Annotated in this window: 15 protein-coding genes; 10 read left to right on the top strand and 5 right to left on the bottom strand. The window is 40.5% G+C overall.

Going from position 1 to position 15,416, the window contains the following annotated elements; translation table 11 throughout:
• Window positions 1-27 precede the first annotated feature (27 nt).
• The 4 genes from VK664_RS18245 to VK664_RS18230 all read left to right on the top strand — a co-directional run bounded on the left by VK664_RS18245 (window position 28) and on the right by VK664_RS18230 (window position 7,240).
• Window positions 28-144, top strand: coding sequence for a hypothetical protein (locus VK664_RS18245; RefSeq protein WP_461400129.1), 117 nt, complete (start codon window positions 28-30; stop codon window positions 142-144).
• 176 nt (window positions 145-320) lie between these two features.
• A complete protein-coding gene (locus tag VK664_RS18240) occupies window positions 321-1,538 on the top strand; it encodes a carboxymuconolactone decarboxylase family protein (RefSeq protein WP_461400127.1) in 1,218 nt (405 codons plus the stop codon).
• 498 nt (window positions 1,539-2,036) lie between these two features.
• Window positions 2,037-5,216 carry a SusC/RagA family TonB-linked outer membrane protein gene (locus VK664_RS18235; protein ID WP_461400126.1) on the top strand — a complete coding sequence of 1,060 codons (3,180 nt, stop codon included), beginning with the start codon at window positions 2,037-2,039 and terminating at the stop codon, window positions 5,214-5,216.
• A 20-nt stretch (window positions 5,217-5,236) separates the two neighbouring features.
• A complete protein-coding gene (locus tag VK664_RS18230; RefSeq protein ID WP_461400125.1) occupies window positions 5,237-7,240 on the top strand; it encodes a RagB/SusD family nutrient uptake outer membrane protein in 2,004 nt (667 codons plus the stop codon).
• 693 nt (window positions 7,241-7,933) lie between these two features.
• Here the strand turns inward: VK664_RS18230 and VK664_RS18225 are convergent.
• Window positions 7,934-8,641: a metallophosphoesterase family protein gene (locus VK664_RS18225; protein WP_461400124.1), complete on the bottom strand. Its 708-nt coding sequence runs from the start codon at window positions 8,639-8,641 to the stop codon at window positions 7,934-7,936.
• A gap of 655 nt (window positions 8,642-9,296) precedes the next feature.
• Here VK664_RS18225 and VK664_RS18220 point away from each other — a divergent pair.
• The 5 genes from VK664_RS18220 (at window position 9,297) to VK664_RS18200 (ending at window position 11,770) form a co-directional block, all read left to right on the top strand.
• Window positions 9,297-9,527, top strand: a complete 231-nt coding sequence (locus tag VK664_RS18220) for a hypothetical protein (RefSeq protein ID WP_461400123.1) — start codon at window positions 9,297-9,299, stop codon at window positions 9,525-9,527.
• A 32-nt stretch (window positions 9,528-9,559) separates the two neighbouring features.
• Window positions 9,560-9,793: a thrombospondin type 3 repeat-containing protein gene (locus VK664_RS18215; protein WP_461400122.1), complete on the top strand. Its 234-nt coding sequence runs from the start codon at window positions 9,560-9,562 to the stop codon at window positions 9,791-9,793.
• Window positions 9,794-10,175: 382 nt separating this feature from the next.
• Complete coding sequence (locus VK664_RS18210; RefSeq protein ID WP_461400121.1) at window positions 10,176-10,778, top strand: two-component regulator propeller domain-containing protein; 603 nt, start codon at window positions 10,176-10,178, stop codon at window positions 10,776-10,778.
• A 198-nt stretch (window positions 10,779-10,976) separates the two neighbouring features.
• A complete protein-coding gene (locus tag VK664_RS18205) occupies window positions 10,977-11,258 on the top strand; it encodes a T9SS type A sorting domain-containing protein (RefSeq protein WP_461400120.1) in 282 nt (93 codons plus the stop codon).
• Window positions 11,259-11,548: 290 nt separating this feature from the next.
• On the top strand, window positions 11,549-11,770 hold the full coding sequence (locus VK664_RS18200; protein ID WP_461400119.1) for a T9SS type A sorting domain-containing protein: 222 nt from the start codon (window positions 11,549-11,551) through the stop codon (window positions 11,768-11,770).
• An 11-nt stretch (window positions 11,771-11,781) separates the two neighbouring features.
• Here the strand turns inward: VK664_RS18200 and VK664_RS18195 are convergent, their stop codons facing one another.
• Window positions 11,782-12,477, bottom strand: coding sequence for a hypothetical protein (locus VK664_RS18195; protein ID WP_461400118.1), 696 nt, complete (start codon window positions 12,475-12,477; stop codon window positions 11,782-11,784).
• Window positions 12,478-12,907: 430 nt separating this feature from the next.
• Between VK664_RS18195 and VK664_RS18190 the strand changes: the two genes are divergently transcribed.
• Window positions 12,908-13,414 (top strand): GNAT family N-acetyltransferase, encoded by a 507-nt coding sequence (locus VK664_RS18190; RefSeq protein ID WP_461400117.1) that lies wholly within the window; start codon window positions 12,908-12,910, stop codon window positions 13,412-13,414.
• A 38-nt stretch (window positions 13,415-13,452) separates the two neighbouring features.
• On the opposite strand, the gene VK664_RS18185 is transcribed toward VK664_RS18190, so the two are convergent.
• The 3 genes from VK664_RS18185 to VK664_RS18175 form a co-directional block, all read right to left on the bottom strand.
• Window positions 13,453-13,578, bottom strand: coding sequence for a hypothetical protein (locus tag VK664_RS18185; RefSeq protein WP_461400128.1), 126 nt, complete (start codon window positions 13,576-13,578; stop codon window positions 13,453-13,455).
• 290 nt (window positions 13,579-13,868) lie between these two features.
• A complete protein-coding gene (locus tag VK664_RS18180; RefSeq protein ID WP_461400116.1) occupies window positions 13,869-14,690 on the bottom strand; it encodes a class I SAM-dependent methyltransferase in 822 nt (273 codons plus the stop codon).
• A gap of 65 nt (window positions 14,691-14,755) precedes the next feature.
• Entirely contained in the window at window positions 14,756-15,352 is a 597-nt protein-coding gene (locus VK664_RS18175; protein ID WP_461400115.1) for an RNA polymerase sigma factor, read from the bottom strand.
• Window positions 15,353-15,416 lie beyond the last annotated feature (64 nt).

Genomic DNA, 15,416 nt, shown 5'->3' with positions numbered 1-15,416 from the left:
GTTTTCATAGGCTTTCCAACCTGGGGCATGAAGTTGCCACCACCAATGAAAAGTTTTTTAAGTCAATATAATCTGAGCGGAAAAACGATCGTGCCTTTCAATACCAACGTGGGTACGGGATCGGAACCAGTTTTGAGACAGTAAAAGAGCTATGTCCCAACAGTACAATACTGGAAGGCTTCACGACGTCGGGAGGGCGGGAACGGGAAGGTCAATTACTTGTTATCAAAGATGAAGTAAGGCACCAGGCTGCGAGGGAAGTGAAACAATGGTTGATAAGGTTAAAGTTGGTCAAAGGTGCTTAACAGAAAACGAATCGTATGAGATCAATAAAACATTTCTGGATACCAGTACTTATTGTTTCATGTATCAACAACGGGTTACACGCACAGCAACCAATTAAAACCAGTCAGCAATTGGATAAAAAACAGCAAAGCATTGTTAGCATTTCTGCGTTTACAGCCCAGGGCAATATGCAAGGTTTACAGAAAGCATTAAACACCGGGTTAGATGCTGGTTTAACAATTAATGAGATAAAGGAAATAATAGTGCAGCTTTATGCTTATGCAGGTTTCCCACGGAGCCTGAATGCGCTTGGCTCATTTATGTCAACATTAAAGGAAAGAAAAAGCAAAGGCTTCAGTGACCAAATGGGCAAGGAGGCGTCACCAATGCCGGCTGATCAGGATAGACTGCAGTTTGGAACGCAGATGCAAACAAAGCTGGTGGGACAGCCTGTGAAGGGCGAATTGTATGAGTTTGCTCCTGCGATTGACCAGTTTCTGAAAGAACATTTATTTGGAGCCATCTTTGGCCGTGACAACCTCGAGTGGAAAACCCGTGAACTAGCAACCATCTCAGCGCTTGCAAGTCTTGGTGGTGTTGACAATCAACTGCGCGCTCATTTTGGTGTCGGCATATACAATGGATTAACGGAAGCAGAATTGCTGGATCTCGTATCCATTATACAGTCCGACATAGGTGCGCAAGAAGGTTTTAAAGCAAAAGAAATATTGCAATCGGTTTTGGAGGGTAGACAAAACCCTAATGAGCCAGAGAAAACATCTGGTCAGAATAGTAATATAGTAACTAAAACACTTGCAATCACCGGTAGCAGCAAGGAAGTTGCAAGTGATAAAAACGCCTCGTATGCTTATGCAATTATATTTGCAAAAGGCGATAAAATAACCAACAACAATTTTACCGGTGATGCATGGCATCAACCGATGATCAATCCGGATAGTCTGAATCATACAGGAGTAGGAAATGTAACTTTTGCACCGGGTGCAAGAACTAAATGGCACTCACATCCGGGTGGGCAAATTTTATTGGCTACAGGAGGTGTTGGTTATTACCAGGAAAAAGGGGGCCCGAAAAGGCTTCTTCGCAAAGGTGATGTAATAAAATGTCCACCGAATGTTCCACATTGGCACGGGGCAAGTATTGATACCGAATTTATTCAGGTTGCTATCACAGATGCATCCAAAGGTGGCCCGTTTTGGCTGGAACCGGTCACAGACAAAGAGTATAAGAATTAACGAAGTTTCACAATATTACTTACTAAGCTTTAATCAGTATATTGTAAGTCACCAAATCCAATTGGAACAGGCGTGAAGCACATATCCTTCCAGTTTTCTTTCTCCTGTTGATATCAGCAACGACGGCTTTTTCTCAAATAAACCGGTGATTAATTTTTTTTATTGGATATCTATCTGCCTGCGAATGCAAAAGATAATATGCCATTAGTGATTGAAAACAACACCCTGAAATCCTTTTTTTTCTTTGTATATTCACTATAAGCACGTTTGATTAGCATGTCCATTCACCGTGAAGGATTTTTGAAAACCCTAACTTAATCCATACTAGTTCAAATTTACTCCATCACGCAAAGAACGGGAACAATCAGATTTGGATATAGATCATACGTCTTGTATCAATCCTATTAACCCTGCAGTAAAGCTATCGTTCCAGACCCGGAAGAAGGGGGCATTATCCGAAATGTCGGTATAGATAACTTTAAAACAAATTGCAGAAATATGAAAATGAACAACTGCAGGCCAAACGCTTCCCAGCCGAATCGTCCTGCCAAACCAAAATGCTGCCTGAATATTAAATTGTCAGCTTTATTTCCAACTTGCATTTTTCTTCTCTTCCTGATTTCTTCTTTTTCGGTTAAGGCACAAAGTGTTCGGGTAACGGGTAAGGTAGCCGGCGACGACGGTAAGCCTCTGGCCGGAGTTACCGTGACCATAAAAGGTGATAAGTCCGTCGGTACGGCCACGGATACAGCCGGCGCTTTTTCCATTACAGTACCTACCGGTAAAGAAACGCTGGTATTTACCTATGTAGGTTTTACAGAGCAGGAAATCAACGTACAGGACCAGACCAATCTTACCGTTACCATGGTACCGACCTCAACATCGCTTGAAGACATTGTAGTAATAGGATACGGAACAGTTAAAAGGAAGGACGTTACGGGTGCCGTTGCAGGGATTGATCAAAACGACATTAAATCACGCCCGGTAGCAGATGCCTTACAGGCTATGCAGGGTAAAGTTGCGGGTGTTGATATAACTTCCAGCGATCGGCCCGGTACACTTGGAAGTATTAATATTCGCGGTGTTCGTTCATTAACTGCATCAAATTCGCCTTTATTTGTCGTTGATGGAATTCCATTAACAACCGGGGGCATTGAATATATCAATCCATATGACATAGAATCTGTTGACGTATTGAAAGATGCGTCTGCTACTGCCATCTATGGGTCACGTGGCGCAAACGGCGTTGTGATCGTTACTACCAAACAAGGTAAGAATGGGAAAATAACTGTTAACCTGAACAGTTCAGTCAGACTTGAAAATTTAGTCGATGATCAGGAACAATTCAACGCAAGCGATTATATTACTTACCGCAGGTGGGCTTATTACTATGCTGGTTTAAATAACACAACAGGAATTAGTTCTAACCCCAGGGGGGATCAACCAACAATTGCTACGGATAGAACTTTTTTTAACGCTACAGGTGATCCTTTTGCCTGGGCTAATATTGCCGAAGGCTGGGCCTCGGGTACCTGGGATGGTTCAAAGGTTGCCACAACTGACTGGAGAGGTATGGTTACACAACAAGGTAAAACCTCCGATAATCTTCTTAGTGTAAGTGGTGGAACGGACAAAATAAAAGCCTATGGTTCTTTTGGTTACCTGAATAATAAAGGAACTATAAAAGGACAATCATATGAAAGGTATTCGGGCAAAGCAAGTATTGACATCAATGCAACCAAATGGCTTGCCTTTGGAGCTAATATCAGTGCTACCTACAGTAAACAGGAATATGGTCAGTCACAAGTCAATATTTCAACGATTGGTACTCCACAAGGTGGCTTATATGAATCAGCCAGATCATTGTTTCCATACGCAGTTCCTTACGATTCTACCGGCGCGAGGATCCTGTTTCCAGGTGGTGATAATTCTTTTAAGAGCATAGTTGATGAATGGAACTACAACCGGGATCAGAGAGTAACAACCAGGGCGTTCGGTAGTTTCTATGCCCAGTTAAATCTTGGCTCAATTCTTCCCGTTTTAGACGGGTTGAAATATCGTATGAATTTTGGCCCGGATATATCTTACTACCGTGACGGAGTCTACATCGATGCAAATTCAGTTGCAAACGGAGGAAGTACAAATTATGCCGCCCTGTTTGATTATAAAACGTTTTCCTACACACTCGATAATTTGCTCTTTTATGACAAAACCTTTGGTGACCATACTTTTGGTTTAACGTTGCTACAAAGTCAGACCGTATATTCCAGAGATACAAGTACGATAATAGGAAACGGAATTCCGCTAGCCTCCCAATTATGGAATGCATTGACAAGTGGAACAGTTACCGGGCAGATCAGTACAAGCTCCAATACTGTTAAACAGCAATTGGTATCCTATATGGCAAGGCTTAATTACAGTTTCAGGGAAAAGTATTTGTTGACAGTATCAGCCCGCCAGGATGGTTCATCAGTGCTTGCTGAAGGTCATAAATATTCCACTTTCCCCTCTGCAGCATTAGCCTGGAGAATCAGTAAAGAAAATTTCATGAATGCAGGTTGGGTGAATGATTTAAAGTTGAGAATTGGCGCAGGTGTTACAGGAAACTCCGCGATTGCGCCCTATTCAACACAGGGTGCAGTGATATCTCTCTTTTATCCTTTTGTGGCAGCCAATGCAGCTGGTTCAATTCCCAATTCAATTTTTGCAAACCAGGATATAGGGTGGGAGAAAACAACACAGTATAATCTTGGGGTAGATTTTTCTTTATTCAACAGAAGGGTCACGGGAAGTGTAGATGTTTATACATCTAATACTGACGATTTGTTAATGCGAAGATCAATCCCAACAGTAACCGGGTATGCCACAACTTTCGCAAATGTTGGTGAAACAGAAAATAAAGGAATAGATATTAACCTGACAACAGTTAACATAAACAGGGGCGATTTAATGTGGACAACCACAATAAATGCAGCATGGCAAAAGGAGAGTATCGTTACGTTATCAAACGGAAACCAGGATGATATAAATAACAATTGGTTTATAGGCCAGCCGGTTGGTGTAATTTATGGTTATGAATCCCTGGGCTTGTGGCAGGTGGGCGATTCAGTGGCCATGAAAGGATATGGTGCTAACGCATTTTCTCCCGGTAATGTAAGAGTTGCAGACCTTAACGGAGATAAAAAAATCGATCCGAATAATGACCGGAAGATCATCGGCCGCACAAGACCAGGTTGGGTAGTTGGTATGACAAACACAGTTACTTATAAAGGCTTTGACTTTTCCATTTTCTTGTATGGAAGGCTCGATTATCTCTTCAATACGGGTGGTGAGGGACTTGCAGCCCGTGGGGTTCAGAGAGAAATTAGTTACTATACTCCGAATAATCAAAATGCAGATTATCAGAAACCAATTTATAATGCCGGAAACGCACCAGTTGATCCATATTTTACAGCATTAGGATATTCAGACGCTTCTTTTATTATGATCCGGAATATATCTCTTGGATATACACTGGCTAATAAAACTTTAGGCAAATCAGGTGTCTCAAATTTAAAATTGTATGTGCAGGTAGCAAACCCGGGCATGTTATTCTCTAATATTAAACACCTTAATATGGATGTTGGTGGGCCAACATGGAACCGCGGTTTCATATTTGGAATTAATGCGTCATTTTAATAACATTCAATTTGCATTATATGAAAAAGAATAACTTTTTATATAGAATAATAATTATTGCGGTAGTATTTTTTAGTCCATCCTGCAAAAAGGAGTTTTTGGATGAAGACCTTACAACCGCAAGGACCACGGAGTTTTATAAAACTGATCCCGGCATACAGCAATTGGTGGTGGGTACCTATTACCAGGTTTTTAACGTTCCGTTTAATGGCGAGTGGAATTATGCGGCTACAAATTATGGAACCGATGAATTTCATATTGGCGGGGATCCATCCAATTCGCCCTGGAACAATTACGATGCAACTTTCAATCCGACAGTAGCTACAATCAATACCAACACAGCTGCGGCCAATTTGCAATGGGACGCACTGTACACTGGAATAGGAGATGCAAATCTATTAATTCAAAATTGCACAAACAGTACTTCTATTTCTCCCGCCATTAAGAGTACAGCTTTAGGAGAAGGGTATTTTATGCGTGCGTATAATTATTTAAGATTAGTCAGTCAATATGGGGCTGTGCCTTTGCAACTGGAGCCAATTGAAAAAGTACAACTGGAATTTACAAGAGCGACCCCAAAAGAAGTATGTGCCCAGATCATTTCTGATTTAAACAATGCTATGAAATTGTTGCCCGTTACGGGAGGTCCTGCCCGGATTACCCAGGATGCAGCTGCACATTACCTGGCAAATGCATATTTATTCAGGACAAGTGAAATAAACAGTTCATGGAACAATGATACAAAGGCCGCTGACCTGGCAGCTATCGGACCACTTTGTGACCAGGTTATTGGCCGTCACCCGCTCGCTGCAAATTTTGGTAGTCTCTGGAATTTTACGGTTATCAATTCTCCAAATGAATCATTGCCGGAAGTAATTCTTTCTGCCCAGTTTACTAATGATGTAAATACAAATCTCGGTACCGGGAACACTCAACATTTGTATTATATCTCGAGATATGATGTACAGGACCAACTGGCCCGTGATCTAACCGGGGGCAGACCTTTCAGCAGACTGGCAACAACTTATTACATGTACAGGGTATATGATTTAGTTAATGATTCAAGATTCTGGAAATCTTTCAAAACCAAAAATGCTATAAACGGAGCATCACCGGTTGCACCGAATATTAAGGGGGACCTGGGTTTAATGTTTGTTATCAATCAACCCGGTGACACCCGGTATGCATTATCAAAAATTTCAAGAACGACCTCAGGTACCAATCTTGTCAAGGATGTTTTTGGTACAGGAAGAAATATACCCACAACCTATGTAGCCTATCCTAATGGCAGAACAACAGATGGCGCATTAAATACTGATTTAACAACTGCAGGTCAGAGTTTTCCCTCTTTGAGTAAACACTTTGATGGTTCAAGAAATTCTTTGAACGATGTTGTAGGGCACAGGGATTTTATTTTGGCCAGATCTGCGGAGACTTATTTAATAGCAGCAGAAGCAAAAATCAGATTGGCCCAGGCTGGCCAGGGCAGTTACAATGATGCACTTCCATATATCAATGCCGTAAGGTCCAGGGCTCAGTTTGCCAATGGAGAAAATCGTACGGCATACAATGATGGTGGTAATACATTGTTATCTCCTACACTACAAACGCCTGGGGTAACCAATGCGTTTTACCCGGGAAATTCCTATTATGAATCAAATAATATCCCGGTGACCACTGCAGCTTCTGCAAGTTTGGCTATTACTAATACAGGAACATTGCCGGCACAGGATGAATATATTATTACTGCTTTGGGATTGTCCAGTGTTTATGACAGGATGTTATGCCTGGTTCTTAACGAGCGTGCCCGCGAATTGTGTGGTGAATTTAAACGTTGGGAAGATCTGGCAAGAACTCAAACACTCGTTAAGAGAGTTCAGCTATTTAATCTTGAAGGCGGACCTAATGTAAAAGCTTTCCACAATTTGCGTCCACTACCTCAGACCTTTCTTGATGGCGTACAGGCAAATGGAAAAGGTTTGACGGGAGCAGAAAAACAAGCAATGCAGAATCCTGGTTATTGAGTGTCACGCAACAACAATCAGTTCTTTTAAATTATTGGTAGTTGGAATTATGCAAATGATGATGGAGGGCCCATTGGTGGCGACTTGCAGGAGTTGCTATTAAACCACCTTTAGCTGCTGCAATTAAGAGTTGTGGTAGTGAGCATCAAAGGAGTAAGGCATCGTTAAAGGTGTCCGGTGCGTGTTAAAGAAGGCGAACATTTGTGAACTGTCAGCTGAGGCGTCGAAAGGATAAGATGATGTCAAAACCAATGCTACAATAACAGCGTTGGGAAGAGTAGCAAGGTTACCTGTTTACTGTTGCTACGACATCCGGCGTATAGACAGCGCGAGCTTAACACAGGCATTTGCATGAAACGTGAGAACCTGTCGTCATGATGCTTTAGAGAAAACCTCAAGCGGAGACACTGCAAGAGGGAAAGTATCGATGCATGGCACAGGTGCGGAAACTTTCGTAGTAGCGATGAAATTCTGCTGAAAGGACCTTATGTTAATAATAATTGTGTTAATGACTGTTTTGTAGGTATTACTATCAACCTTATAGAAAGGCTATGAGCTGGTAATGGAACGGGGCAAAGCATTCTGGCTAATATCCCGATAATGATGGCACTGGATATAATTGGTGACTATTACAGCCGCCTTTTTAACAGGACTTATCAGTTTGATAACAAGTTAGATCATGAGTTAGGATGATCATGGAAATAATAAAAAATCAGCATAAAAATCTGGTATATCACTATTATAAATTGCATTGGCCGTTTCAATAATCGGGTAATCCACTTTAACAATCTCTGCAGTAACTGAATCCGGAGTAACCCCGACAATACTATAAGCTGCTTTCCTGTCTGTTTCCTTAGATCTGCCTACAGATCCAGTGTTGATGACTTTTTTATTGCCGAAGTCTTTTATGTATGAAAGATGAGTATGGCCAATTAGCAGGAAATCTGTATTGACTAATAACAGTCGTTTTTCAAGTGATTCTTCATCTTCATAAAGATATTCATCAATGCCTTCGGGACTTGCGTGTGTAAAATGTAATTTTACATTTTCATATTGTATGATAATACTTTTTTGTAACGAAGCCAGGTAGGCCTTATTATCTGCTGTCACAGAATTCTTGCTATGATTGATTGCTTTTTCCCTGGCAATTGTCTCCTTTTCGGAATGCTTGGATAATGGAATGATGGGTAAATCAAAAGCAATCCTTTCATCGTGATTACCCATGATCGTCATAATTTTAGAAGTACGGATCAAATGAATAACCTCATTCGGCCAGGGTGCAAAATCGACCAGGTCTCCTAAACAGACGATTTGGTCAATGTCCCTGGAATCTATGTCATTCAAAACTGCTTTTAACGCAGGTAAATTCCCGTGAATATCGCTTATGATTGCTAGTCTCATTTTATGTGTAACATTTCTGCTTTATGACCTTGAGTATTAGCTGCAAATTACCACGGTTAAACCTTTATATATGGTAGAATAGATTGTTTAAATAGCATTTTTTACCGGAACGTTTGTGGTGTTTTTTAAATCTTTGTTCATTATCTGGAAAGGATTTGGTTTCTGATTAGATTAAATAATCAGCGGGATAAAACGGGCGCCGACGAAGTTCGGTCGATTTCGATGGTCAATTCAGAAGGATATGAATATTGCCCTTGAAACAGCAGACGGGAAATACCTGTTTTTTACACGAAAAGATGATAGTTCTGCCAGCAGATATTCATTAAAATCCAATTTAAAACTCATTCAATTGAATGGTTCGGCAAAAAGCAAATAAGAACGACGGTTTTTGGCCAGGAGTTTGACTCACCTAAGTAGGGATCTCTTATCGGGTTCAGTACTAAACTTGTTGATTTCTCGGCTTCCGTCCCTAAGATCGGTAAGGTGGATCCGGGTTTTTCCGTGATGTACTGGAAAGGATTAACAAAAAAAGATCGATTTCTCTTTGCGTTATAACGGTTTATTTTCCGATTATGTAAAGAAGAGCGCCGTCAGGCAGGATTATATCAATTAGTTTGAAGGTTCGCTTCATGCAAGACCGATTAATGATAATCATGTGCTGAGCCCTTTTATAACAGCGGGTATTGGTATCGGTAATTATGGCAAAGGCAGCTGGGCACCTTATGTGCCATTAGGCGGCGGTTTACAAGTGAACATGTTCGGCGAGGTATATATTTTTCTGCAGGCTAATTGCCGCCGCAGCCTAGTTGCAAGTAAGCTTGATCATAACATGTTTTATTCGATCGGATTACTCAATCCATTGGACGCAAAAAGGAAGCGCCCGTAAAACCCGCTCCTGCGCTTCCTGTATTAGAGGAAGTGAAGGACAAGGACAACGATGGTGTGGCTGATGCAAGCGACGCTTGTCCGGATGTAGCAGGAATTGCTTCCCTGAAGGGATGTCCGGACAAAGATGGAGATGGTTTGGCTGATAAGGATGATAAATGTCCTGAAGTGACCGGACTACAGAAGTATGATGGTTGCCCAATAAATCAAATGGCTTTGGTCAGGATCAACCAGTGGCCGACAATAAAACGGCAGCTGGCAGATTAAAAAACAGGAGGGTAAAACTGCATTTACATTACGATTAATAAATTTTCCAGCTACCTCTTTCCTGGAAAGAAGCTGGAACGGGTTGGAAGGATGGATTTATAATAAGCGGCGGCCTCTCAAGGTCGCTCTTTAAAACTTTGGTTAAGACTTATTCAACGAGCCTGACATCAAATGTCAGGCTCGTTGCCTCTAGGAGTATACACTGATAATATCTGCCTGCTTATCCTTATAGCAGTTTCGGAACAATTTGATAATTATCGGGTGATTGGCATTTTCTGTAAATTGAAAGTTCATAAAAAAAATCAGGTTTTTAGATCCGGGTGGTCCTTCATTAGATCATTAATAACCAGTTCCCGAAAAAGGTGTAGTATAAATGAATCCTGTGAAACTTTTCTGCCTGCAATTTCTTTGGCATATTCTGAAAGCAATTTTTGTACTTTTTCCCTATTGCCTTTTCGCCAATGACAGTTTAAAATACAGCGTACAACATTATACGGATGAAAACGGATTGCCGCAGAATAGCATAAAATCGATAGCGCCAGATAAAGCTGGCTTCATCTGGCTGGCTACCGAAAATGGTATTTTAAGGTTTGACGGTCACAGTTTAAGAAGGTTTGACAAACAAAATCTATCGCTTGCTTCAAGCAGGATCTATTCCATTCTTCCCGTGCCTGCCGGCGATCTGCTTTATGCTTTGACTGATGGTCAGGAGATCATTTGTATAGAAAAGGGAAAAGTCAGCGTATATCCTCATCATCTCAAGAGGTTTCTTAAAAAGTACTTTTTTGTAACCGATGATACCGGGTTGGCTTACCAGGGACTTCCTCACGCATATTACAAAGACACGAAAGATGAAGATCTTTTTTTACTTGCAGGCAGCAATGACTATTACCTGATTACAAAGGATAGTATAATATTTTACAGAAATTACAAACCTCTATATATAGCGGGCCATTCATCTCAAGAGAAGCTGATTGGACTGTAAGCAATGAAACTAATGTAAATGGATATTATGTGGAACATAGTGCGGATGGTATAAAATGGAGCACGATCGGATTTGTTCCCTTCCAGCCTTCATCCGCTGCTATCAATAATTATAGCCTAACGCATAATAGTCCGGAGCAATGGCATCAATTATTACCGTATCCGCCAGCAGGATATGGATGGGCGTTCAAAATATTCTGTGATACGAACAATACGTATGGATAGGAATGGCATGCAGGTTAAATTATATCCCGTGCCGGTTAAAAATGTGTTGAGCATAAAGATTCAATCAACGATAGATGGTCCGGCCGATATAAGAATTACGGATGCACTAGGTCAAACCATCCGCAATTTCAAGACTCAGTTAAGAAAAGGTAGTCAGACAGAAACCTTACAGGTCGGCCATATTAAGCCTGGTATGTACTATATCGAGATACATGCTAAAGATTTTAATTGGACCGGCAAAATTATAAAAGACTAAGTAAAGGACGTTGATGCGAGGATAGTTAAAGATTAATCAGACCCGTAATAAAGAGCCCACACTTGTGCGGGTTCTTTTATTTTATAGTATATGCGAACTGACAGGAACAATCCAACCAAGCGATCTTGCAGCCAAATACGTCAACTCTTCTGCAAGGTGGAAAAGATCAGGCATTAAAAAAGCTCTGAGCAGGAACAAACCTATATATTTACCCTTAGCTTACCCATTATATTGATGGTGTGTTCGCTTATAGTCGTATACTTATTGTAAAGGGAAGGCAAGTCAACAAAATGATGCTAATATCTAACCCTGTCAGTAAAGAATTAGTAATTAAAGGTCTTACAGGTACTGGTGTCTTAACTATAGCCACTATGAACGGGATTCAATTTGAGCGTTTTGCCATTAGCGGAACTACTTTGAAAACAAACGTAAGCCATTTACCCAAAGGCTTGTATTTGGTAACATATAGGTATAAAGAAGGTATTATTACAAGTAAATTGATGATTGAATAATCTTTTAGTTATCACATCACCGATTTTATGTCAACAATGAGTTTATCGACCAGTTCTTTAGACATGCTTTTGATACGCACATCGCTGGCGTCCAGGTATTCTGTAACAGCACCTTTAAGACTTTGAAAAAGGCGGGGCTGTTTTTCTATATTGGGATTAGCTATATCAATGGTGCCGGTTTTAATTTCACCGGATGGTTGGGTCAATGTATAGTCAAAACTTAGGCTGGAATTTACGGGCTCAACATAAATTTTCTCTTTTGCTATATAATATACTAAAACAAAGACCAACCAGCCATCTTCGTGAAAGCGGAAGTCTGCCGGATTCGATTTGATAGTTACCACCAGGTTACCGCCATTTAATATTTCTTTCAATTTTTTTGCGTTGGCCTGGGAAATGAAGCTGTTTGTGAAATTGCCAATAGGTAGCATTACGTTTAGAGCAGAAGTTGTTTCGTGTTTCCATTTCCAGTAAAGGAGTGCAGGAATAACCTGGCCGTTCGTTTTCTTCGTCTCGGAAACTTTGTCCGCCGGCAAAGAATTTTCAATTTTGAAAGTAATGTAATCAGCAGTTTTAAACTTTGTCGGAACGTTTTCTGCATAATGGCGGCCAACCCATTTATCTACTTTGCGTGCCGTTATACAACCAGTCATACCTGCAATCATCATTGGTGCAATGATCGTTTTCAGAAAAAAACTTTTTCTCATAAGTGCTGGATAGTCAGATTCGAAATTTCGTGTATTTGTTCGTATCGAAAAACTAACGAAATTTCTTTTCTCTTATTGCCAGACACCAATGCGTTTTCAGGATGTCGTAATGGTTTTCTTTTACCTGGTTTGGCGACGTGCTCCTCCTTCCCACATCTGCCCTGGTTTTTCAATTTCATAAATGAGCAGCAGCCTTTTCATGATACTAAATTTACTGAAAAAAAGCAATAGAATGTCACCATATCCATGAAAAGAATGAGTGCCGGCATTCCACTAATTACGTATTTTAGGCTACTTTAATTGATTGAATCAAAGAAGCTGCTTCGTCCTTAAACGCCAATATTTTATCTTTTAAAGGCTTGAGATTATTTACAAATTAAGACATGAAATAATAAACGGAACCAAATTACAAAAGGAATAAATAGTTAGTATGAATTATATAATTCCTGAGTCTTTACAAACAGAAAGGTTAAACCTGCGAATGTTTCTTGAAAAAGATTGGCGGGATATGCATGAATATTATTCTGACATGGAATGTATGCGATTTACGAGTGGAAGGACTTTCGATGAGAATGAAAGCTGGCAAAAAGTAGCCGCATTATCGGGACATTGGAATTTAAGAGGTTACGGTTCATACGCGCTTGAAGAAAAAGCAACCGGAAAAGTGATAGATGTTGCAGGTCTTGACTTTCCATTAGAATGGCCTGAGCCCGAAATTCAATGGGGACTGGCTAAAGCTTTTTGGGGAAAAGGATATGCAAGTGAAGCTGTGAAGAAAATAAAAATAATGACATCAGAGGTGATTCCTGATATGTCTCTTATCAGTTTAATATTTAAAAACAATAGTAATTCAATAAACCTGGCAAAAGCAGTTGGTGCCAAATTCGAAAAAGAATACCAATTCAGAAACGAACCCTGCCTCATATTTCGCCACTAGCATTTTTATACAGTAACAAATCTTTGGGGGTTTTTATTTTACGCTTCAAATCCATGAAGTCTTTCCATCACGGCCTGCTTGTACAGGCGTCCGATAGGAATCTCGGTTTTGTTCATATGTACAGATAATCCATTATAACCCGAAATCTTATCAGTGGATACTATATAAGAGCGATGATTGTAGCACCTTCAGCGCTGGTGGGTCGTCATCAATCAGAAGGCAACGCAGTTTCATGATAAAAGGTTTTGAGCAGATGGTACCGCTGCCGATGAAGCCGCAGGATACTTCATTTCGTGATAAATTAATTCTATCTGCAGGGATACCACAAAAAAGTCTCCTTCGTCAGAAGTCTTTAATTCATGTTTGTCCGCGTAAATAAACTGAAGCCGCTTTCTAACATTTTGAATACCGATACCGGATGAACTGAAGTGGTTTGTTCAAGGTCGGTTCTGATTTATTTCCAGGCCTGACTGATTACCGCACTCATTGGAGCGATCATTGGACGATCCCCGAATTTTTCAGCCAGTTGTTTTTCTAATTGAATTTTTATCTCGTTTATGCTCGTAGGATTACACTTTTTGATCTCCTTATAAATAAGCCCGCCTTCTGTTAGGCCATTTGCAGCTTCTTTTGCGGATGTACTTACGGAAGCAAGTTCTACTTTTTCAATTAACATTTTTGAAAATCCGGCATTCTGTAATAATGGTGTTATGGCAGCTTCATCACTCATAGAGGTCGCAAGGTCATATGATTCAGGTAACGGACCTTCCAAATATTGTTTGGCGATAGATGTGGAAGTGTAGGATGCACCGTTATGCTCCAACTTATCCCAGGTTGTAAACAAAAATTGCCCGCCTGGTTTTAGAACCCTATATACCTCTGCAAATGCCTTCGGTTTATCAGGAACGAACATATAGCCGAAACAACAAACAACCAGGTCGATGCTATTGTCGCTAAAGGGAAGCTGTTGAGCATCTATATTTTGCCAGCTTATATCAAGATGGTCTAATTTGCTTTTAGCTACGACCAGCATATCGTTACTAATATCTGATGCGATTAGTTTCGCCTGAGGTGGAATACGTTCACGAATATGGCGGGTGACACGGCCTGTTCCGGCAGCAATTTCAAGTACCATAGATAACCCGGCAGGGTCAATTCGTCTTGCAACTTCTATGGCATATGGTTCAAAAAACAGGGGACCGTAGAATTGATCATAATGAGTGGCAGTTTTTTCCGGCAGATCCGACGAAGAAAAATTAGCCGAATTATCATTCATACTTTATTGATTAATATTTTAAGAAATGGTACAGCGTTATAGAACAAAAGTCAGATCTCTTAGTGTCAATATGCAACGTATCCAAGTGCAGCCGGCAGTAAGAGTAAAATGGAGATATTTTCCGGACGCGTAACATTCTCCCTCAACAGTTTTACAGACTTAAAAACCAGGTTAGTCGCAGCCTGGCTACTGATCTTCATAATCTTGCTTATCTCCTGGTAATTAAGCTTTGCATAATAACGCAGGTACAAGGCTTCCTGCTGCCGGGGTGATAATAACTTTATCTGCTGCAAAAGCTTTTGCCGGATCTCCAATTGTACTTCCTGTTGAATGAGTGTTGATTCATAACTGAACTCTAATGAGTCTGAAGAATTGTCAGTGAGGCTTGAAAAACGTACTTCTTTTTTTAACGCCCTTATCAGTTTATAACGTAGCGCACGGAATAAATATGATTTGACAGATAAAGGAATTGCAATCCGTTCTCTGGACTGCCAGAGCTCCAGGAATAATTCCTGTATGCAGTCATCTATCAGTGTTCTATTCGCTACGATCTTATATCCATACTGAAACAATTCCTTATGAAAATGCAAAAAAATCGCTTCAAACGCTTTTTCATCGCCGTTTGTAAAATCCTTCCAATATGACAAATATTCATCGGGCATTCCGGATAGCATCGTATAACGAATGTAATAAAAAAAAATTCCGGCTAATGATTATATCCGGGCG

This window comes from Flavitalea sp. (assembly GCF_035489435.1).
In the GTDB taxonomy this organism is placed as follows: Bacteria; Bacteroidota; Bacteroidia; order Chitinophagales; family Chitinophagaceae; genus DATHKG01.
This window is presented reverse-complemented; position numbering and strand designations above follow the sequence as displayed.